A 21812-nucleotide genomic window follows, 5' to 3' on the forward strand; every position below is an offset into this window, starting at 1 on the left:
CCGGCAGGGAGGGCTTTTTCTTATGCGGATTCTTGACCGCCTATCTCCAGAGCGATATACTAAAAATGAAGGAGAGTGGCGTTATGATCGTTTTTCATGGTGGCAATCTTGAATTTAAATGAACCGGAATATAACATTCTGAATTGGCTGGCGATTTTAACACACTACAGGAGCTATATCGCTGCGTAAGCTATCGGAAGCAATGCGATTGGGAAAACTTGGCGAGCAGATGAACCAGATTATGAAAGCGGCGTATCCGCATACAAGGCTGCGTGAGTATCGGGATAACTATGGGTTGTCGCAGTCGGAGCTTGCAAGCGAATCTGGTGTGCTTTTGCGGCAGATTCAGCTTTTTGAGCAGGGACAGAGGAATATCAATAAGACTGCTGCTGTTACTTTATACAAATTAGCCAAGGCACTTCATTGCCGGATGGAAGATTTGCTAGAACCGTTACGGAAAAATGTTGCCATGTGATAAGAGAAATTTTTATTCTATGTATAATGTGTTCGGGGAGAAATGTTTATATGTCAAAGTTAAATATAGATCAGAAAACAGTATTAGCTTTATTTTCGGCAAAAGATGCATTGTTTCTTATCCCTGATTATCAAAGACCATATGCGTGGGGAGAGCAGGAGTGTCAGACTTTATGGGATGATATTTTTAGTTTTGCATTGCCGGATAATAATTGTAATGCATTTGATTCATCAAGTGAATATTTTTTGGGGCCAATTGTTACTTTTCAAAGTCAAGGGCAAAAGGAAATTATTGATGGGCAACAGCGTTTGACAACATTGTTACTTTTGTTAAGAGCTTTTTATGCTTGTTTTGGTAATATGAATGATGACGCAGCTAAAGCAACAAGAAAATCCATTGAAAGTTGTATTTGGAAAACAAATGAGTTTGATGCGGCAGATAAAGATAGTTTAAAGATTGAATCAGAAGTGGCAACCGATAACGATCGGGAAGAATTTATGGCTATATTGAAAACGGGTGAGGTGTCGGATAAGTCAAAGAGTCGGTATGCTCATAATTATAGATTTTTCTTAAAGCAGATTGCTAAATTCAAAGATGAATTTCCGATGTATTATTCCTATTTGCCGATTCGAATCATGAAGAATTGTATACTGTTGCCGATAGAGGCTGAATCGCAAGATACGGCCTTGAGAATCTTTTCAACTTTGAACGATAGAGGTATGCCACTTTCGGATTCTGATATATTCAAGGCACAGTTTTATAAATTCTATTCTCATCAGGGAAAGACGAATTCATTCATCAGTGGAAGGAGTTAGAAGAAAAGGTTAATAAGATTTTTCATCCAGTTTCGGGGAACGCTATGGATGATTTATTTACTCGTTATATGTATTATATTCGTGCTAGGCAGGGAAATAAAAATTCAACGACAGAAGCGTTACGTAAATTTTATGAGAAAGACTCTTACAGCTTGCTGAAGCAAGAACAAACATTTCTTGATATGATAGAGTTGGCAGATTTTTGGAATGATGTGTCGAATCAGGATGAAGAACGATTCTCAAGCCGTATTTTAAGACGCTTTTATGTATTGAATTATGCTCCTAATAGTATGTGGATTTATTTTGTGTCGGTTTACTTTATGTCCTATCGGGATAAAAATGGTCAGTTGGATGAAGAACGATTCTATAAATTCTTAAATCGGATAACAGCTTTTATCTGGGCATATGCTATCGTAAGGCCGGGAGTGAATGCTTTGCGTACACCAGTATATGCAGAAATGATTAATCTGGTAAATAAACGGCCGGTGACTTTTGAAGATTTCAAGTTCACACCATCAACATTCAAAGAGCAGATGAAGAATTATGAGTTTACCAATCAACGTCCTATAACAAAGGCAATGTTAACATGGTGGGCGTTCCATAAGGAAACGCAGAAGCTTTTAAAATTGGAAACTGTTTTGGATATTGAACATATTTTTGCTCGTGCGCGGCAGATGAAGGAAAAGTCTCTTAATAATGCAGCTTCACTTGAAATGCTAGGGAATAAGGTTATACTTGAGAAGCGTATCAATATTCGAGCAGCAGATTTTCGTTTTGCTGATAAGAAAAAATATTATAATGGTTATGAGAATAGTAAAGGACAGCGCAGGTCTGGTACAGAAATCCGGGAATTGTTAGATATAAGTGCCAATTATTCGGATTTCAGAGAAGAAGATATTATAAAACGACAGAATCATATGATTGAGGAATTTATTGAATATCTTGACGCTAATGACTTGGTAAAGTGATAGGTGAAGAGGCAATTCAAGAGGTGGTAGAAGATATGTTTACTGAAGGCGAGGTAAGCAAACGATCGTATGAAAAAGCAGAAAAATTTCGCCGAGATCAGGCTGCACTGTTGAAATATGCTGAAGAGGAAGGAAGAAAAGAAGGCGAAAAAATAGGTAAGGAAAAGGGAATCAAGGCTATGATTGCAGTGATGAAAGAGCTTGGAGTGGACAAGGTGACGACGATTGATAAAATTATGGTGCATTTTGCTCTTGAATTAAACGCAGCTAAATGGTATGTAGAAACGAATTGGTAATATCCTATGATGAGATTCATAATTGATAGAAAAATGGAAGACATAAGGATATGAAGGAATCTGCATGAGACGGCTAAGCAGGTAATTTAGTTAGCGGATGCGGCAGATTGACAGGTCAATTTGACTTGTCAATCTGCCGCATTGTTGTATGTGCTGTATATACATTAGTACGGAATTGTTCTATTTTAGTGAAAAAATGTAGCAAAACGGCGCAAAATAGGCTAATATATAGTCTGGGAGTTGTATACAATGTTGAAAGAATGGAAACTTTATGATACGGTGCCGGAGTCGGCGGCGTTTGCCCGGCAATTGGGCATTACGGAAATGGCTGCCGGGATTTTGTGGCATCGTGGTCTTACTGATATTGAAGCGGCGGAGCGCTTCCTGCATCCGGAGAAGCAGCCCTTTCATGATCCGTTTTTGATGAAGGATATGGATAAGGCCGTGGCGCGCATCAAGCAGGCAATCGAGGGCGAGGAGCGCATCATGGTCTATGGCGATTACGATGTGGACGGCATGTCGGCGACGTCGCTGCTCGTGCATAATCTGAAGGCGCTCGGGGCGAAGGTGTCGTTCCACATCCCTGACCGCGTGAAGGAAGGGTATGGGTTCAACCTGCCAGCGCTGCAGCAGATCGCGGCCAAGGGCGTGACGCTGCTGGTCTCTGTGGACTGTGGCATTGCCTCGGTGGACGATGTGGCGGCGATGAAGGGAAAACTCGATATCATCGTGACCGACCATCATCTGCCGGGGGACACGCTGCCCGATGCGCTGGCTGTCGTCAATCCGCATCGTGCTGACTGTGCGTATCCCGACAAGGAGCTCTGCGGCGCTGGTGTAGCCTTCAAGCTTTGCCAGGCACTGTGGCGCGAGCTTGAGAACGAGGATTATGCGCAGGACTTGGAGCTTGTGGCGCTTGGCACCGTGGCGGACATCGTGCCGCTGACGGGGGAGAACCGCCGCATCGTCAAGGAAGGGCTGGCGACCATGCAGGATTCCTCTTTTGCTGGCGTGCGGGCCTTGGTCCGCGTCGCGGGCATCCAGGACAAGGCGCTGAATGCCGGCCATGTCGGCTTTCAGCTCGCGCCGCGGCTCAATGCGGCGGGCAGAATCGGCTCGGGAGAAAAAGGGGTTCGGCTGTTGCTTGCCGAAAATAAAGAGGAAGCGGAGAATCTGGCCATGGAGCTGGATATGCTCAATAGTCAGCGGCAGGCCATCGAGCAGGAGATACTGAAGCTGGCCGAAGACCAGCTGGCGGGCAAAGACCCGGCGAATATGCCGGCCATCGTCGTGGCCGGGGAGAACTGGAATCCCGGCGTCATCGGCATTGTGGCTTCGCGGCTGGTGGAGAGGTATTACAAGCCTGTCATCGTCATGAGCATTCAGGAAGATGGCGTTTGCAAGGGCTCCTGCCGCAGCATCGAGGGGCTGCATATGTATGAGGCGCTGAAAAAGTGCAGCGATCATATCATCCAGTTCGGCGGTCATGCACAGGCAGCGGGCCTTTCCGTGGCGCATGCGGAGCTTGATGCTTTCCGCGCGGCATTCTGCCAGGTGGCCGCAGAGACGCTTTCCGCTGAGGACTATATCCCGAAGGTCAAAGTCGAGTTTGAGCTGGCACCGGAGGATATTACCTTCGAGCTGGTTGAGGAGCTGGCGCTTTTTGAGCCTTATGGCATGGGCAATCCCAAGCCGCTGTTCGGCTGCCGTGGGATTCGGGCGATGGGGGCGGCGGCTATCGGCAGCCAGAAGCAGCATCTGCGGTTCCAGGTGGGCAGGACGTCGGCGCCGATCAATGCTCTGTACTGGAACAAGAGCGAGTATGCAGGGATTGTCAATGCGGAGGCCATCGATATGGTTTACAGCCCGGCTGTCAATGAGTGGCAGGGGCGCCGCAGTCTCCAGTGCATGGTGGATACGCTGGGGCCCGCTGATGGGGAGAAGGTATTCCCCGAGCGCGAGCAGCTGGTCGAGATATACCGTTTCCTGTATGCCATCCAGCAGCAGGAGGAGAGCATCCCCTATACGGCGGCGGAACTCACGCTGAGCTTCTGCCAGCGGGGTCATCATATCTCCCTGTATACCATGAGCACGGGACTGCGTATTTTCCAGGAACTGGGTCTCCTGCGTCTTGATTTAGAGGAAAACCGCTACTATCTGCCCAAAGCAACGGGGCGGATGGAGCTTGAGCATTCACCGACGTATCGTCGTCATCGCTGAGGAGGGGAAAGAAATGAACGATAAAGACAAAGCACCAGTGTCCATTGAATCCATTATCGCAGCGGTGAAGGAGTATGAGCCGAATGCTGATACGGCGCTCATCCAGCGTGCCTATGACTTGGCATCGGCCGCACATGAGGGGCAGACGCGCGTTTCGGGCGAGGCCTACATCATCCATCCGCTGCATGTGGCACAGATCCTGACGGAGCTGCACATCGACGATGTGACGATCAGCGCGGCACTCTTGCACGATGTGGTCGAGGATACCATCTATACCAAGGAGCAGATCGCGGAGATGTTTGGCGAGGAAGTCGCCATGATCGTCGATGGCGTCACGAAGCTCGGCCGCATCCAGTACAAATCCAAGGAAGAAGTGCAGCTTGAGAACTATCGCAAGATGTTCCTGGCGATGGCCAACGACATCCGCGTCATCATGGTCAAGCTGGCGGACCGCCTGCACAATATGCGCACGCTGAAATTCATGCGTGCCGACAAGCAGAAGCGCATTGCCAAGGAGACCATCGAGATCTACGCGCCGCTGGCGAACCGTCTCGGTATCTCGAATATCAAGTGGGAGCTTGAGGATCTTTGCCTGCGCTACCTTGAGCCGGAGATTTATTACGACCTGGTCGAAAACGTCAAGCAGAAACGCAAAGAGCGGCAGACGTTCATCGATACTGCGATCGGGCAGATTGCCGGGAAACTCGATGAGGCGCATATCAAGGCCGATATCAATGGCCGGGCCAAGCATTTCTACAGCATCTACAAGAAGATGAAGCGCGACCATAAGGACATCAGCGAGATCTATGACCTCTCGGCTGTCCGCGTCCTCGTCGATACGGTCAAGGACTGCTATGGCGTGCTCGGCGTCATCCATGCGATGTGGAAGCCAATCCCGGGCCGCTTCAAGGACTATATCGCCATGCCGAAATCCAACGGCTACCAGTCGCTGCATACGACGGTCATGACCCGCGGCTATCCGCTCGAAATCCAGATCCGCACCTTCCAGATGCATCAGGTATCGGAGTATGGTGTCGCGGCGCACTGGAAGTATAAGGAGTCGGGCAAGGGTGCTACGGCTGGCAACGCCATGGATCAGAAGATGAACTGGCTGCGGCAGATGGTGAATCTCCAGCAGGAGCTTTCCGACCCGAAGGAGTATTTCGAGGCACTCAAGGTCGATATCTTCTCGGATGAGGTCTTCGTGTTCACGCCGAAGGGCGATGTCGTCGACCTGCCGAAGGGCTCGATCCCCATTGACTTTGCCTACCGCATCCACACCGAGGTCGGCCATCACTGCGTCGGCGCCAAGGTCAATGGCAAGCTCGTGCCGCTGGAGCATAAGCTCAAGAACGGCGATATCGTCTCGGTCATCACGAACAAGGCCAACAACGGCCCGAGCCGCGACTGGCTCAACATCGTGGCTTCCTCGGAGACGCGCAGCAAGATTCGCTCGTGGTTCAAGAAGGAAAAGCGTGAGGAGAATATCGAGCGCGGCTTGGAGCTCATAAAGGACGAGGCCAAGCATCTTGGCTATCCGCCCAAGGTGCTCATGAAAGAGGGGCGCCTGCTGGAGGTGGCCAGGAAGTTCAACATCCTCAGCGAGGATGACTTGCTGGCGACGCTGGGCTTCGGCGGCGTACCGCTGCACGGCATCATGACCAAGCTCATCGAGCTGCACAAGAAAGAGGTCAAGGAGAACACGCCGCCGGACATCTCGCAGATGATTGCCAAGCTCAAACAGCCGCAGCAGAATGGCAAGACGTCTAAATCCAGCCATGGCGTGCTCGTTGAGGGCGAAAGCGGGGTCATGGTCCGTCTGGCCCGCTGCTGCAATCCGATTCCGGGCGATCCGATCGTCGGTTTTGTCACGCGCGGCCGTGGCGTATCGGTGCATCGCACGGATTGTCCCAATCTGCTGCAGGATACGGACTTTTCGCGGCTCATTGATGTCAGCTGGGATATCGGCCTTGATAAGCAGTATACGGTGGAGCTCGAGATCGTCTGCAACGACCGTCGCGGTATCCTGACCAATGTGCTGGCTGTGCCGACGGAGATGAAAATCAACATCCACAGCATCAATGCCAATCCGAACCGCAGCAACAAGACATCGACCATCGTACTGGGGCTTGACGTGCGCAATTCGACGCAGGTCAGCCAGCTCGTGACGAAACTGCGCCGGCTCAAGGATGTTTATAGCGTTACGCGTTCGATGGGGCGCAGCCAGAGCGGCAACTGATATTTTGCGTGGATTTGGGCAGTTTGCTGGTAATTTGTTTGATATTTGCAGACCATTAAGGTATAATATTAGTATTTGAATGAATTACGACATAGTCTGATCATAAATGAGAGCAATGTAAGGAGTTGAGATTATGGCACAAACTTTTACGATGGAAGACCTCAAGGCGCGTTTGCAGGCACGGCAGCATAAGATGACGCCGCAGCGCCAGACGGTCCTGCAGATTTTCCTCGATCATCCGGGCGAGCATCTGTCGGCCGAGGATGTCCATGGCATCCTGCGGGACAGGAAGTCAGAGATCGGCCTCGCGACGGTCTACCGGAGCCTGGAGCTGCTGTCGGATTTGGGTATCCTGCAGAAGATGGAGTTTGGCGATGGCTGCAGCCGTTACGAGGTGAATGCCACGAATCCGTCGGAGCATCATCATCACCATCTGATCTGCACGAAATGCGGCAAGGTCACGGAGTTTGAGGATGACCTGCTCGAAGACCTTGAATATGATATCGAGCAGAAGATGGGATTCCATGTCGAGAACCATCAGGTGAAGTTCTACGGCATCTGCAAGGAGTGTCAGTAAGCTCTTGAAGGTCAGATCGTTTACGCTCAACACCAGGAAGGAAATCATTTCCAAGATAACGCGCGAAGTCCTGAGCCTGTTCAAGGTTGAGGTGATAGGGCGGCGCGGCGCCTATGATTACGAGCAGCTATCGGTTGTCAACAAACGCCTGCCACAGGCAGCAGATGCCGTTGAGGGCGAGCGTGTGCATATACAGACGACGCTCTTGCTGTTCCGGGCGGATGGCAGCTGTCTTGCCTATAGCCGTACGGCTGTAGGCAAGCGCGATGAATTGGAACGGGCCGCTGTCAACCGCACGATCAAACGCAATCTCTACCAGATTTTTGTGGAGGAGCTCGGAATGCCCCAGGCACCCTGGGGCATTCTGCATGGAGTCCGGCCGACGAAGATCGTCCATCGCTGGATTTCGTATGGCATGGAGGAGGAGGCTATCGTCAAGCGGCTGATGACGGACTTTGCCTGCAGTGAGCAGAAGGCCCGCGTCATCACGCCGATGGCTTTCCGCCAGCTGCCGTTTTTGAAGACCTCGGATCAGAAGACCATCAGCATCTATGTCGGCATCCCGTTCTGCCTGACGCGCTGCCTCTACTGCTCGTTCCCGGCGAATATCCTGCCGGGGGAAAAGCAGCTCGATGCCTTTATGGCAGTGCTGCGCAAAGACCTCGAGGCGGCGCGCGACGCGGTGACGCAGTATGGCTTTACCGTCCAGAACATCTACATCGGCGGCGGTACGCCGACGGCACTGCCGGACCGCTATTTTGCGGATATGCTGCAGATGGTATATAATGCTTTCTATGGGCCCCAGGTCGTCGAGTTCACCGTCGAGGCGGGGCGGCCTGACAGCATCACGCCGGCCAAGATCCAGGCGATGGCTGGCCATCATGTCACCCGCGTCAGCGTCAATCCGCAGACGATGCAGCAGCGCACGCTGAAGCTCATCGGCCGCCAGCACACGCCGGAGGCTGTTGTCGATATGTATAAGGCCTTGCGGGCGGCAGGGATTCCTGAAATCAATATGGATTTGATTTTGGGCCTGCCGGGCGAGACGGCGGACGATGTCCGCGATACGATGGAAAAGGTCACGGCGCTGGCTCCGGATGACATCACCCTACACGCGCTGGCGCTGAAGCGCGGCTCGCGCTTGAAGCTCATCATGGAGGAACGTCATGTCGACCTCCCCGGCGATGCGGAGACGCGCAGGATGTCGGAAGTCGCGATGTCATTTATCGAAAAACATGGCTATGTGCCATATTATCTATACCGTCAGGGCTATATGGCCGGCGACCTCGAGAATGTAGGCTGCTGCCGTCCTGGCGCCGAAGGTATGTATAACATCCAGATCATGGAGGAGCACCAGACAATCCTTGGAATCGGCGGTTCGGCGACTACCAAGGTGGTCGATTTTGCGCGCAAGCGCATGAAGTCATCGTTCAATGCCAAGGATTTGGTGACGTATCTGCGTGATGTGGATATCTATATCGAAAAACGCAGGCAGCTTCTCGAAGAGGCCTACGGAAAACAGGGGGAAACCAACGAATGTTAACCAATGCCCCGCGGGGAACCAAGGATATTCTGCCCGATACAGTCGGCGAATGGAATTATGTTGAACAGAAGATTCGTGAGCTCTGCAGCCGCTATGGATTCGAGGAAATCCGTACGCCGGTCTTCGAGCATACCGAGCTTTTCCATCGCGGCATCGGCGAGGGCACCGATGTCGTCGATAAGGAAATGTACACGTTCAAGGATCGTGGCGACCGCAGCATCACGCTGCGTCCGGAGAATACGGCTTCGGCTGTGCGCGCGTATCTGCAGAACAAGCTCTACGGCGATTCTTCGCTCGTGAAGCTCTTCTATATCGGCTCGATGTTCCGCTACGACCGTCCGCAGGCCGGCCGCATGCGCGAGTTCCATCAGTTCGGCGTCGAGGCGCTCGGCGAAGAGAACCCGATGGTCGATGCAGAGGTCATCATGGTCGCCATCGATTTCCTGCGTTCTTTGGGCCTTAAAGACCTCAAGCTGAGCCTTAATTCGGTCGGCTGCCCGCACTGCCGTCCGAAATACCGCGAGGTCCTGCAGGACTATTTCCGCGATAAGCTCGACGATCTCTGCGATGACTGCAAGGACCGCTTCGAGCGCAGCCCGCTGCGCATTCTCGACTGCAAAGCAGATGCCGATAAGCCGTACATGGCTGATGCACCGAAAATCACGGACTGCCTCTGCGACGAGTGCCAGGAGCATTTCCACAAGGTACAGCAGTATCTGACGGATGCTGGTATCGAGTTTGAGCTCGATCCGCGCTTGGTTCGTGGTCTCGACTACTACACGAAGACCGCGTTTGAAATCAAATACGCGCCGCTGGGCGCGCAGAGTGCGGTAGCTGGCGGCGGCCGCTACGATGGCCTCATCGAGGAAATCGGCGGCAAGCCGACGCCAGCTGTTGGCTTTGCTACGGGACTTGAGCGCGTCCTTTTGGCCCTCGAGAAACAGAACCTGCTGCCGGAGATGGACAAGAAGACGGACGCCTATGTGGTGGCGCTCGGCGATGCGGCCCAGGGGCCGGCATTCAAGCTGCTGACGCAGCTGCGCCAGGCTGGCCTCAAGGCTGGTATGGATTATGCGGGCCGCAGTATGAAGGCCCAGATGAAACAGGCAAACAAGGCGAATGCCCGCTTTGCGCTGATCATCGGTGAGGATGAAGTCAAAGAATCCTGCGTGATGCTCAAAGATATGGAAAAGAGCGAGCAGCAGAAGGTTTCTTTTGATACAATAATAGAAAAGCTATGTGCTGAGGTGAAAGGTTAATGGAAACATTACAAGGCATGAAGCGCACGCATCACTGCGGTGCACTTCGCAAAACCGACGTTGACCAGGAAGTCGTCCTGTGCGGCTGGGTCTCCCGTCGTCGTGACCATGGCGGTCTGATTTTCGTTGACATGCGTGACCGTTCCGGTTTCGTGCAGGTCGTATTCGATGAGGCTTCCATGAATGAGGGCACGTTCCACAAGGCTGAGTCCCTGCGTAACGAGTTCTGCATCGCTGTCCGCGGTAAGATCCGCGCCCGCAGCGAAGAGACCATCAATCCGAATATGGAGACTGGTGAAGTTGAGGTCGTTTGCGCTGAGCTGCGTATCCTCAATGAGGCGAAAACGCCGCCGTTCTACATCCAGGATGGTGTCGATGTCGATGAGAAGATTCGCCTCAAGTATCGTTATCTGGATCTTCGCCGTCCGGAGATGCAGAAGAACATCATGCTGCGTCACCGTGTCACGAAAATCATGCGTGACTTCTTTGACCGCAACGGCTTCCTCGAGATCGAGACGCCGATGCTCTGCAAGAGCACGCCGGAAGGCGCTCGCGACTTCCTCGTTCCGAGCCGCGTAAATCCGGGCGAGTTCTACGCTCTGCCGCAGTCCCCGCAGATTTTCAAGCAGATTCTGCAGGTCGCTGGCTTCGAGAAGTATTTCCAGATTGTCCGCTGCTTCCGCGATGAGGACCTCCGTGCTGACCGTCAGCCGGAGTTCACGCAGCTCGATATCGAGATGTCCTTCATGGATCAGGATCAGATCCTGGGCCTGATGGAAGAGCTCGCCAAAGAGATGTTCGAGAAGGCTATCGGTGCGAAGATCGAGACGCCGTTTGAGCGCATGGATTGGGATACGGCTATGGATAAATACGGTTCCGATAAGCCGGACCTCCGCTTTGACATGCCGCTCATGGATATCTCCGAGTTCGTCAAAGGTTCGGACTTCAAGGTATTCAACGCCGTTATCGAAAACGGCGGCATGGTCAAGTGCATCAAGGTTGACGGCTATGCTGACATTCCGCGCCGCCGCCTCGATGATCTCGTCAAGTTCGTCCAGATCTATGGCGCGAAGGGCCTTGCCTGGATCCAGTACAGCGAAGAGGGCATCAAGAGCCCGTTCAAGAAATTCTACAGCGATGAGACGTTTGCGAAAATCGCTGAGGCTACGGGCGCCAAGACGGGCGACCTGCTGCTCGTTGTTGCCGATAAGCGCCTCGTTGTCGATACGGCTCTCGGCCAGCTCCGTCTCGAGATGGGTAAAGAGCGCAACCTCATTGACCCGGATGCGCTGCGCTTCCTCTGGGTCGTCGACTTCCCGATGTACGAGTGGAGCGACGAGGAGAAACGCTGGAAGGCTATGCACCATCCGTTCACGGCACCGCGTGACGAGGATATCCAGTATCTGCAGTCTGACCCGGGCCGCGTAAAAGCTAAGGCTTACGATATGGTCCTCAACGGCGTCGAAGTCGGTGGCGGTTCGCTGCGTATCTACAATGCAGAGCTGCAGGAGAAAGTCTTCGAGTCTCTGGGCCTCACCTATGAGCAGGCACATGAGAAGTTTGGCTTCATGATGGATGCGTTCCAGTATGGTACGCCGCCACATGGTGGCCTGGCATTCGGTCTTGACCGTCTCGTCATGCTCATGGCAAAACGCGATTCCATCCGCGATGTCATCGCGTTCCCGAAAAATCAGAGTGCCCGCGACGTCATGTCGGCTGCACCGTCGCCGGTTGAGGAGAAACAGCTCCGCGAGCTCTCGATCCGCACGGCTGTCAAGAAAAAAGAGAATAAGCAGGAGCAGTAAGCTCCGCGCTTGACCACCTTGCGTGGTAAAGCACCTCTCTATGTTCACACAACATAGAGGGGTGCTTTTTTTATGCCCGAATTAGATTCTCACGGTATTTTCAGATTCTTTTTAATGAATACTAATTCTCATTTATTATAGTTCTATAGGGAATGATTATAGTTAGGATTATATGAGGAGACGATTATGTTAGAGCAACCTTGGTTTATCCGCATTTCGCAGAGCAAGGGCGTACAAGTCTACTCAACCCGGCCCGTAATCGTTTCCTCACAGGGCGATATTGATATTGAGGGCAAGGAAGGCGTCGTAGTGAAGGCCGATGACAGTATCACGATGCAGGTGGCGGACTCGAACATCCATATGGATGCCCACGAAATAAAACATGGAAATTCTACGCAAGGAAAAATGGGAGTGGAAGTAGGATTCAGTAAAGAAGATTTTAATATTGCGGCAGGTATAGAGGTAGAAATAGGAAAATTAAAATCTAGTTCGGAAAATTTGAAAGCAGAATCCATGGAAGTGAAAAATTATTTAGAAGCTGGAATAGGGGAGACAAGTGGAAAAGTTTCAAGAGATATTTTGACAGGGGGGATAGAGATAGAAGGAGAATCTAGGGGGAACAAGATAAAATATGAAAATAATGGAAGACATCAATCTTTAGGATATAGTCATGAGGAGGAAAGAGAAGATGAAGGCGGAAAGAAGGAATAATGTGAGGAAAAATAAAGATACTATATTACTGTTGGTTTTGATGGTGTGTACAATTTTTGTAACCGGATGTTCAAGAAATGCTGAAGCACCGAATTCATCGAAACCGACTTCTTTATCATTAGAGGATAATTGGCGTTCTATTATTTTATCTCAAGATGATGGGAAAAACTTATATATTGATTTGCCGTTTGAGTTAGATGATCGTGGAGACTATGAGCCGGACGGACTCACTAAAAATGCTAAATGGTATAGACATAAAGGGGAGAAGATAATTGTAAATATCGATCATGATACTGTTATTGATGCAAATACTAAAATTGATTTTAATTTAAAAACATTCATGAGCGGCCTTGGGGAAAAAGCTCTCATGAATGCAAAAATGAAAGTGATAGAAGAAAAAGAAATAAATGGTAAAAAGGTTACTTATGCTAAGATAATGATGGATGAATATGATAATCCGCAAATATTGGAAGGCGTAGGAATACGTACAAATTCTGAGTATTGGATTATCACATATACATACATGGGGGAAAATAAAGATGTTCATACAATGGTCGAGAAATCCATTGATTCAATAAAGATAGTATAAGGCAACGATGCGGACATTAGAATGTATAGTATAGCAAAACAAAAGTGTTTTTAGAGCATTCACATGGTGTCATCAATCAGAAAAATCGACAACTTGTGTTGAATGCCAATGATCATAAATATCCAGAAAATATCAAAGGATATGGGCGATGTAAAGCGGATGCCCAAGAGGTAAGAAGGTTATTGCAACAGCACGGTAATGTCACGATAGATACGGATAAGTAAGCCGGCAGGACATGCTACCCCATACTGAATGAAGTATGGCAGGATGGCGATACTCATTTCACAGTCGAGGGAGCACCGGCAAACAGAAGGAAAAATGGGCACAAGTGGAATAGAAATGGAACACGGAAATTCTACGCAGGGTAAATGGGAGTGAGAAGATAAAATGAAGAGAAATATATTTCTAGTGTTATTGATCGTTTTGACGATGGTTGTATTGGGATGCTCGGGGAATAATGAAGAGAAAGTAGAATCGTCAGCATCCAATCATCCGTATCAAAATGAAAAATGTCATTCGATAGATTTGCCGGAAAATAGTGAGCCTAAACTACATCTGGAATTATCTTTTAATTTAGATGATTGTGGTGAGTTTGAACCGGATGATGTGATAAAAAGTGCAAAATGGTATAGATATAAAGATGATAAAATCTATATAAGTGTAGATCATATCGTGACTGTGAATGATAATATCAAATTAAATTTTAATATGCAGACATTTATGGCAGATTTTGAGAATCCTGAACAGCTTAATGCGAAAATGAAAGTGTTGGAAGACAGATATATAAATGGAAGGAAAGTTACTTATGCAAAAAGCATAATAGATGAAAATAATAATCCGCAAATAATTGAGAATATAGGGATAGAAATAGATGGTGAATATTGGACTATTTAGATGAATATGAAAAATTTCCGTTAAATTCTGCAATAAATAATCCAGAAAGATATAGACATGTGGGTGATAAAATATTTGTAAGTATATATCATGGAGTGGTGGCTGAATAAGATGTAAAAGTAAACTTTAATATGGAGTACGAATTCAATGATGAATGGTAATGTTATAAGCAGAAAGGTGTTTGGTATGAAGGTTCTTTTATATTTAGTAGGTTTTGTGTTTATGGTTTTGGCTGTGGCGTTTCAAGGTGGTAATGTGAGTTTTTTTGTTCGCCATGAGTTGACGGATGATTTTTCGACTTTGTGGTATCCCGTTAAGCATGAACAGAAGGATGGGAAGATGTTTTCGATGGAGCTGCCGATGGAGCCGGAGGCAAAACATGCGAAGACGGAGAGCGGGATATTTGAGCGCATCGATTCCTATAAGGGGGATAGAGATGGTGTCAGGGCTTTAGTCGTTCATGCGACGACACGGAAACAGGAGGATAAGGTCGGCTTTGGCTATGAGAACTTCCAAGAGGTATTCACGATGAAGGGGGAGATGGCAATCAAAGGCGAGGGCATCCGGGAAATACAGGGTAGAACGGTGAAGACGATTGAATGCACGAGCAAGTCCAAGGGGCAGGAAAGTACAATCCAGCTGCTCGGGTTCCAGGAGGGGCAGGATGTATGGTGGCTGCTTTATCAGTACAATCCTAAGAATGATGCTGCTAAGGCCAGGGTGGAAAATTCGATTGAGACAATCACGGTACAGTGATTTTTTTACAGGGGGACTTATATAATATGATGTCAGTTTATTTCTTTCTTCATTCGATCGTTATGTTTTTCGGTTCGCTGGGCAGCCATCTTTCGCTGGAGGGAATCAGTTTGTTTGGCGAGACGGAGCGGGTAACGGTATCGACGCAGCAGGAACTGCAGATAGAAATGCCGGAGCAGTTCAAGGCGTTGCCGTATGATGATGGGGCCTGGCAGGTCGCGCAGGCAAAGTGCAGCAATATGTTCATCGACCTGCATAGCAAAGACGTTGACACGCCACAGCCGGCAGAGATGGATAAGACTATCGATCAGCGGGTCGGCAGGACACTGGAGCGGTATCAGGTCAGGAATGCCGAGTTGCAAGGCCAGGAGGAAATATGTGTCCACGATATCCCGCTGGAGAAATATCATTACACGGGGCAAAAGGCCGGCAAGGATTTTGAAATCGATGCGGTAGCTGTCAAAGCCCCGCAGAAGGTGCTGGTGGTCACGTATTTCTACCATGCGGGCGATGCGGATGCCAAAGAAGATGTGAAGGACAGCATCGAAAGCATGAAGTATGTCAATAAAGGGTGATGCGCGGTTGACGCTATTATTCTTTTGTAGTACACTAATTCAATGAGTATTTCTGATTTATTGGAGGGAATAGTGTGTCCGACAAGATCGATATATTGGGCGTGAATGTGGATTCTGTTACGATGGCGCAGGCCGTGGCGCAGGTGCAGGATTACATGGACGAGAAGAAGAATGTCCTTATCGCGACGGCCAATGCCGAGATGATTATGCGGGCGACGCATGACGAGGAGCTGCGGCATATTTTGAATGAGGCCGCGCTGGTTGTCCCGGATGGCGCTGGTACGGTTTGGGCTGCCCATCATCTGGGCTATGAGATGCCGGAGCGTGTGGCAGGCTTCGATTTGGCGCAGGAGCTCATGCGCATCGCACCGGGCAAGAAACAGCGCGTGTTCTTTTTCGGTTCGGCACCCGGCGTAGCAGAGAAGGCCAAGGCCAAAGCAGAGGAGCTTTATCCGGGGATTGAGATTGTCGGCGTACGCAATGGGTATTTTTCGGCGGACGATGAGCCGGAAATCATCGCGGAAATCAAGGCGGCTAAACCTGACCTGCTGCTCGCGGCACTCGGCGTGCCCAAGCAGGAGAAGTGGCTCTACCAGCATAGAGACGAGCTCGGTGTCCCTGTATCCATTGGGGTTGGCGGTACGCTCGACGTCATGGCAGGGGTCATGAAGCGTGCGCCGCTCTGGATGCAGAAGGCCAAGCTCGAGTGGCTGTTCCGCGGTGCCTTGCAGCCAAAGCGCGCAGGCCGTCTGCTGGCACTGCCGAAGTTCGTGCTCAAGGTACATGCTTCAAAAAATAAGAAACGTGTTTGAGGAGGTGGGAGCTTGACTCCTATTATATCGGAAGGGTATCCGTTCATATTCGGCTGTGCGGCACTGGGTGTCCTGCTTGGTTTTTCGGTGCATCCGTATGTGGCTGTGATTCCCTTCGTATTGATGCTATATTTCTGTTATTTTTTCCGCAACCCGAAACGTCATATCGAGCTTGACGAGTCGGCAATCCTGTCGCCGGCTGATGGCACGGTAACGGATATCGTCGAGCTGGAGACGGATGAGTTTGTCAAGGAACCCTGCACGAAGGTCGTTATCTTCATGTCAGTGTTCAACGTGCATGTGAACCGCAGTCCTATCAATGGGCAGATCAAGCTGCAGAAGTATTTCTGCGGCCGTTTCCGTCCTGCGTATAAGGATACGGTGGGCTTCGAGAATGAGCACCACGTCATTGGCATCGAGAACGAGCGCATCCGCATCAGTGTCAAGCAGATTGCCGGCATTCTGGCGCGCCGCATCGTCTCGTATGTGACGCTCGATGATGACCTCAAGCAGGGCGAGCTGTACGGAATGATCAAGTTCGGCTCCTGCCTCGAGGTTGTCATGCCGAAGAAGGTAGAAATCAATGTCAAGGTCGGCCAGAAGGTGGCCGGCGGACAGACTGTTCTCGGGAGGATTAAAGACTGATGGATTATCGACGGTTTATACCGAATCTCTGCACGTCTATGAACCTTGTGTTTGGCATGTGCTCGATTCTTTCTACGTATAGTGGTGATTTTGTCTGGGGCTCGATCTTCATCCTGCTCGCGCTCGTGGCTGATGGTCTTGATGGGCGCACGGCTCGTTTCTTTGGCGTATCGAGCGAGATGGGCAAGGAGATGGATTCGCTCTGCGATTTAGGCTCCTTCGGCATCGCGCCAGGCTTTTTGGCCTGGGCCTTTGTCCTGCATAACCATGGGCTTTTAGGCATGGCGGTCGTCATCTTGTTTGCCGTCTGCGGCATGTGGCGCCTGGCGCGTTTCAATGTCAATGCTGATGTGGTGCATGGCTACTTCATGGGCCTTGCTATCCCGGCTGGCGGCAATATCGTCGCGATGACGACGCTGCTGTTCGTCCTGCTCGGTGTCGATCCGCTGGGCTTCGGGGTGGCATATCCGATCCTTATGGCGATTGTCGGCTATCTGATGGTCAGCCATGTCCACTACCCGAACTTCAAGGGGGATGGCGGTGAGCCGATTTACCTTGGCACGAAGATTTTTGCGGCGGCTATGTTTGCGGCCATCCTCTGGCTCGGACAGGCAGCTATCCTGCAGGCGCTGGCTGTGGCCGTGTTCTGCACCTATGCAGCCGCTGGCATCGTAAATACGCTGATTGCATTATTTGCAAAGGAAGGCTGATGATTTTTGTTTAATTTCCCATTTGATATCATCATGGTTCCCATGCAGATCATGATTTTCCTGTTCACGCTCTACTTCTTTGTCATCGGTTTCTGTGGCATGTGGCGGCGTGGCGAGACGAAGATCAAGACCCCGAAGAAGACGTTTGCGCTGATTGTGGCAGCGCACAACGAGCATGCTGTCATCGGGCAGCTGGTCGAGAATCTGCAGAGCCTCAACTATCCGAAGGATATGTATGATATCCATGTGATTGCGGATAACTGCACCGATAACACGGCTGAGATTGCCGCCAATGCCGGTGCTATCGTCCATGCGCGCACCCATCCGACGAAGAAGTCGAAGGGTTATGCGCTCGAGTGGATGTTTGACCGTCTGTTCAAGATGGAAAAACAGTACGACGCGGTCTGCGTATTCGATGCGGATAACCTCGTGCATCCGCAGTTCCTCATGGAGATGAATAACCGTCTCTGCAAAGGCGATAAGGTCATCCAGGGCTATATGGATGCCAAGAATCCGTACGATACCTGGGTCGCAGGTACGTTCGCGATCGCCTTCTGGGTCATTTGCTACATTTCGCATCTGGCGAAATCCAACATTGGCCTGTCGGCCTGCCTCGGCGGCACGGGCATGTGCTTTTCTGCCGATATCCTCAAAGAGCATGGCTGGAATGCAACCTGCCTGACGGAGGATATGGAGTTCACGATGAAGTGCATGGCCCAGGGCATCAAGACGAGCTGGGCGCATGACGCCATCATCTATGACGAGAAGCCGCTGACGTTCAAGCAGTCCTGGAATCAGCGCAAGCGCTGGGCACAGGGACAGTTCGATGTCGGCAACCGCTTCATTCCGAAGATGCTCAAAGCGGGCTGGAAGCACAAGGATATCCGCATGTGGGATGAGTGCATCTACCTCATGCAGCCGCATTTTTTGATGATTTCGACGTTCTTTGTCATCATCAGCTATGTGCAGCTCGCCTTCCCGCCGTTCTATACGAACATCTATAACTTCATGCCGTCGCAGATCATGACGGCTATCATGCTCGGCCAGTACATCCTGCCGATGATCATCCTCATCAAGATCCGGGCGAAGTGGAAGTCCTGGCTGTACATGCTGCTCTATCCGGTATTCATCTATTCGTGGATTCCCATTATTTTCCTGGGATTCATCAACCGCAACAATCACGAGTGGAGCCACACGCAGCATACGCGGGCGATGAGCATGAGCGACATCGTCGGCAACGTAAAGAACACGAAATCGATTGACCAGTAAAATGGGCTAGGAGACAGCAAATTGACGTGTCAGCTTTGACCGGTCAATTTGCTGTTTTTGCTTGACATGTCAAAGGGCCTGGCAGGAAGGCTGCGGCCAGGCAGCGAATAAAGAGTGTAGAGAGAAAGGGGTATTACTATCAGGGAGCGGAAGAATATGTACTATGATGAAGAGACGAAAGTCTACCAAGATGACAAGGGAATCTTTATCCACCGCAAGCGTCTTGATGATACGGGAAAATACGTCTATGCTGGCGACACGCCGGTCTGCCGCTTTGCCCTTGATGAGCAGTGGTCGATCCTCGTGCGCTGCGAGATTCAGGAGAATTGCTTTTCCATCCAGCTGCTGAAGGGCAAGGAGATCCATCATTCCGCTCGTGCGGAAACGCTGGATATGCTGAACGATTTCCTGATTCCCTGGTGTGTCCATGCCTATTACAACCAGAAGGTATTGGAAGCGCGGCAGCAGTATCACGGCTTTTTCGTCGGCATCGAGGAAGCCAACGATGGCATGGTCTTCTTCACGGCCTGCCTGATCATCATCGTTATCGGCAACTATTTCGGCGGCCTCGTGGGCGTGCTGATCGGCATTGCGCTGGCTATCGCCATCATGAACGTCGTCGGCTCGCGGGTCATCAAATACTCGGAGGCAGCAGGCTACTACAGGGCCAAGGCCGAAAATGTCGCGCGCCGCTATGATTTAAACGGCGCCAAAGATGATGCGCAGCAGGCGGCTGTCATGGATGCCAATCCGGCACAGCCGGCAGAAGATGCAGCGGCGGAACCATCTGCGGAAGAGAACTGAGCCGGCAGCGTTTTTCTGCGTTGAAATGCCAAGCGGAAGTTTTGCCTGCGGCAAGATAGGAACAACGGCGTTATAATATATTTTGGGTTGTTAGACGAGGAGTGAGTTTTTTTATATGTATACGTTAAAAGTTGAAGGTGCTTTTGAAGCTGCCCATATGGTCAATGGCTATCCGGGCAAATGCGCACGCCTGCATGGCCATAACTGGGTGGTCGAGGCAGTGGTAAAGGGCCGTGAGCTTGATGAGCTCGGCATGCTCGTGGACTTCAAGATCATCAAAAAGGCGCTCAAGGAGACGCTTGAGCGCTATGACCATCGCTATCTCAATGAGCTGGAGCCGTTTGCCGGCGGCGTGAATCCGACGGCAGAAAACCTGGCCCGCATCATCTTCGAGGAGCTGGCAGGGCATGAATGCTTTGTGCGTGATAGCGAGCTTCATGCAATCACGGTTTTCGAGTCGCCGAAATCCAGCGTCACCTATACGAAGGACTGAGCCATGAAAGAGAATCTGATTGAAATTTTTTCGTCCATCCAGGGCGAGGGGAAATACGTCGGCTGCCGTCAGGTATTTGTGCGGTTTGAGGGCTGCAACCTCGACTGCCGCTACTGCGATACGGAAAATACGCCGGGCAGCCATGCGCAGTGTGAGGTCGAGACCTATGCGGGCAGCCGTGAATTCGCGAAGCTGCCCAATCCGCGCTCGGTGGAGCAGGTGGCAATCGAAATCAACCGTCTGTGCCAGGAAGTCCCGCATCAGGCCGTGAGCTTTACGGGGGGAGAACCGCTGCTGCATGCGGTCTTCATCCGCGAATTGGCAAAAAAAATAACGGTGCCGGTGTTCCTCGAAACGAACGGCACCCTGCCCGAGCAGCTCGCAGATATCCTCGATGCAGTCGACATCATCAGCATGGACATCAAGCTGCCGAGCATCATCCGCAAACCGCAGTGGGAAGCGCATAAGCGCTTCATCGAAGTGGCCAAAGCGAAAGACCTGTATATAAAGCTGGTCGTGGGCGAGGAAACCACGGAAGAAGAATTCCGCCAGGCAATCGACCTCGTGGCGGACACCGCACCGGAAACACTCTTCATCATCCAGCCCGTGACCCCATACGGCGGTTGCAAAGCCGCCAGCCCCGAAAAGATCCTCATCTGCCAGAACTACGCCCTGTCCAAGCTCAAGGACGTCCGCGTAATCCCGCAGACCCATAAGATGATCGGACAAATTTGATTGCCGATCCTGCATAAAGCAATACGAATACATGGCAAAGGAGCGCTAGAATAACGACCAGTTAAAACGCACCGTGGCCATCAACATTTTGGGCTTTAACCTGTTTGACGCGGGTAAATACCCGGATATGCACAGCTGCTTTGGCATTTATGACGTCAAAACCGGCTGCCAGCTGACGGATAAGCTGGAGATACATTTCCTTGAACTGCCGAAATTCAAGGCTAGAAGTGTAAAAGATATGAACCGCATGGAGAAATGGGCGGCCTATTTCTCCCCCAGCACTCCGGACGAGGAGCTGGCGGAAATCGCGGCAAGCGAGGCCGCAATCCAAGAGGCAATGGAGGTGGAAGACGTGTTCACCAAGGACGAAGTGGCCAAGCGGTCTTATGAGAAAGCAGAAAAATTCCGCCGTGACCAGGCGGCGCAGCTAAGATATGCAGCAGAAGAAGGCCGCAAGGAAGGCCGGGAAGAAGGCTTGAAAGAAGGCATCAAGGCCATGATTACCACATTAAAAGAGATGGATGTGGATAAGAAAACCACTATCGACAAGATTATGACACGTTTTAATCTCAAACTGAATGTGGCGCAGGGATATGTAGAGGCAAACTGGTAATAGGCAAAA

The 21812-nt window shown here is 50.7% G+C and carries 22 protein-coding genes and 1 pseudogene; all 23 read left to right on the forward strand.

What is annotated here, in order from left to right:
* The first annotated feature begins 208 nt into the window (after positions 1 to 208).
* Complete coding sequence (locus FZ041_RS13595; protein ID WP_222931174.1) at positions 209 to 475, forward strand: helix-turn-helix transcriptional regulator; 267 nt, start codon at positions 209 to 211, stop codon at positions 473 to 475.
* A 50-nt stretch (positions 476 to 525) separates the two neighbouring features.
* Complete coding sequence (locus FZ041_RS14620) at positions 526 to 1290, forward strand: DUF262 domain-containing protein (RefSeq protein ID WP_222931175.1); 765 nt, start codon at positions 526 to 528, stop codon at positions 1288 to 1290.
* 44 nt (positions 1291 to 1334) lie between these two features.
* Positions 1335 to 2258 (forward strand): GmrSD restriction endonuclease domain-containing protein, encoded by a 924-nt coding sequence (locus FZ041_RS14625; protein ID WP_222931176.1) that lies wholly within the window; start codon positions 1335 to 1337, stop codon positions 2256 to 2258.
* A 35-nt stretch (positions 2259 to 2293) separates the two neighbouring features.
* The gene (locus tag FZ041_RS13605; protein WP_149189958.1) at positions 2294 to 2554 is read left to right on the forward strand and encodes a hypothetical protein; all 261 of its coding nucleotides are present in this window, start codon (positions 2294 to 2296) and stop codon (positions 2552 to 2554) included.
* Positions 2555 to 2803: 249 nt separating this feature from the next.
* On the forward strand, positions 2804 to 4774 hold the full coding sequence (gene recJ / locus FZ041_RS13610) for a single-stranded-DNA-specific exonuclease RecJ (RefSeq protein ID WP_149189959.1): 1971 nt from the start codon (positions 2804 to 2806) through the stop codon (positions 4772 to 4774).
* Between the two features lie 13 nt (positions 4775 to 4787).
* Positions 4788 to 7013 (forward strand): RelA/SpoT family protein, encoded by a 2226-nt coding sequence (locus FZ041_RS13615; protein WP_149189960.1) that lies wholly within the window; start codon positions 4788 to 4790, stop codon positions 7011 to 7013.
* Positions 7014 to 7146: 133 nt separating this feature from the next.
* Positions 7147 to 7590 (forward strand): Fur family transcriptional regulator, encoded by a 444-nt coding sequence (locus tag FZ041_RS13620; RefSeq protein WP_075428173.1) that lies wholly within the window; start codon positions 7147 to 7149, stop codon positions 7588 to 7590.
* A 4-nt stretch (positions 7591 to 7594) separates the two neighbouring features.
* Entirely contained in the window at positions 7595 to 9133 is a 1539-nt protein-coding gene (gene hemZ / locus FZ041_RS13625) for a coproporphyrinogen dehydrogenase HemZ (RefSeq protein ID WP_149189961.1), read from the forward strand.
* Positions 9127 to 10392 (forward strand): histidine--tRNA ligase, encoded by a 1266-nt coding sequence (gene hisS, locus FZ041_RS13630; RefSeq protein ID WP_075428171.1) that lies wholly within the window; start codon positions 9127 to 9129, stop codon positions 10390 to 10392. The genes hemZ and hisS overlap by 7 nt, the downstream gene beginning before the upstream one ends.
* Positions 10392 to 12197, forward strand: a complete 1806-nt coding sequence (gene aspS, locus FZ041_RS13635) for an aspartate--tRNA ligase (RefSeq protein WP_033169348.1) — start codon at positions 10392 to 10394, stop codon at positions 12195 to 12197. Before hisS ends, aspS begins: the two co-directional genes overlap by 1 nt.
* Before the next feature lie 186 nt (positions 12198 to 12383).
* Positions 12384 to 12908 carry a hypothetical protein gene (locus FZ041_RS13640; protein WP_149189962.1) on the forward strand — a complete coding sequence of 175 codons (525 nt, stop codon included), beginning with the start codon at positions 12384 to 12386 and terminating at the stop codon, positions 12906 to 12908.
* Positions 12886 to 13497, forward strand: a complete 612-nt coding sequence (locus FZ041_RS13645; protein WP_149189963.1) for a hypothetical protein — start codon at positions 12886 to 12888, stop codon at positions 13495 to 13497. The genes FZ041_RS13640 and FZ041_RS13645 overlap by 23 nt, the downstream gene beginning before the upstream one ends.
* A 387-nt stretch (positions 13498 to 13884) precedes the next feature.
* A complete protein-coding gene (locus FZ041_RS13650) occupies positions 13885 to 14391 on the forward strand; it encodes a hypothetical protein (RefSeq protein WP_149189964.1) in 507 nt (168 codons plus the stop codon).
* A gap of 255 nt (positions 14392 to 14646) precedes the next feature.
* Positions 14647 to 15147: a hypothetical protein gene (locus FZ041_RS13655; RefSeq protein WP_173372372.1), complete on the forward strand. Its 501-nt coding sequence runs from the start codon at positions 14647 to 14649 to the stop codon at positions 15145 to 15147.
* Between the two features lie 26 nt (positions 15148 to 15173).
* Positions 15174 to 15722 carry a hypothetical protein gene (locus FZ041_RS13660; RefSeq protein ID WP_149189966.1) on the forward strand — a complete coding sequence of 183 codons (549 nt, stop codon included), beginning with the start codon at positions 15174 to 15176 and terminating at the stop codon, positions 15720 to 15722.
* Positions 15723 to 15796: 74 nt separating this feature from the next.
* The gene (locus tag FZ041_RS13665; RefSeq protein ID WP_255449441.1) at positions 15797 to 16534 is read left to right on the forward strand and encodes a WecB/TagA/CpsF family glycosyltransferase; all 738 of its coding nucleotides are present in this window, start codon (positions 15797 to 15799) and stop codon (positions 16532 to 16534) included.
* Positions 16535 to 16546: 12 nt separating this feature from the next.
* Positions 16547 to 17179 (forward strand): phosphatidylserine decarboxylase family protein, encoded by a 633-nt coding sequence (locus tag FZ041_RS13670; protein WP_075443452.1) that lies wholly within the window; start codon positions 16547 to 16549, stop codon positions 17177 to 17179.
* Positions 17179 to 17889, forward strand: coding sequence for a CDP-diacylglycerol--serine O-phosphatidyltransferase (gene pssA, locus FZ041_RS13675; protein WP_149189967.1), 711 nt, complete (start codon positions 17179 to 17181; stop codon positions 17887 to 17889). The genes FZ041_RS13670 and pssA overlap by 1 nt, the downstream gene beginning before the upstream one ends.
* A 33-nt stretch (positions 17890 to 17922) precedes the next feature.
* Positions 17923 to 19158: a glycosyltransferase family 2 protein gene (locus FZ041_RS13680; protein ID WP_149189972.1), complete on the forward strand. Its 1236-nt coding sequence runs from the start codon at positions 17923 to 17925 to the stop codon at positions 19156 to 19158.
* A gap of 156 nt (positions 19159 to 19314) precedes the next feature.
* Positions 19315 to 19962, forward strand: coding sequence for a hypothetical protein (locus FZ041_RS13685; RefSeq protein WP_149189968.1), 648 nt, complete (start codon positions 19315 to 19317; stop codon positions 19960 to 19962).
* A 115-nt stretch (positions 19963 to 20077) separates the two neighbouring features.
* On the forward strand, positions 20078 to 20455 hold the full coding sequence (gene queD / locus FZ041_RS13690) for a 6-carboxytetrahydropterin synthase QueD (protein ID WP_075443446.1): 378 nt from the start codon (positions 20078 to 20080) through the stop codon (positions 20453 to 20455).
* Positions 20456 to 20458: 3 nt separating this feature from the next.
* Positions 20459 to 21190 (forward strand): 7-carboxy-7-deazaguanine synthase QueE, encoded by a 732-nt coding sequence (locus FZ041_RS13695; RefSeq protein WP_149189969.1) that lies wholly within the window; start codon positions 20459 to 20461, stop codon positions 21188 to 21190.
* 67 nt (positions 21191 to 21257) lie between these two features.
* Positions 21258 to 21803 (forward strand): annotated as a pseudogene (locus FZ041_RS13700) (Rpn family recombination-promoting nuclease/putative transposase); the annotation flags it as partial.
* Positions 21804 to 21812 lie beyond the last annotated feature (9 nt).

Source organism: Pseudoselenomonas caprae, assembly GCF_008271345.1.
Lineage (GTDB): Bacteria > Bacillota > Negativicutes > Selenomonadales > Selenomonadaceae > Selenomonas_A > Selenomonas_A caprae.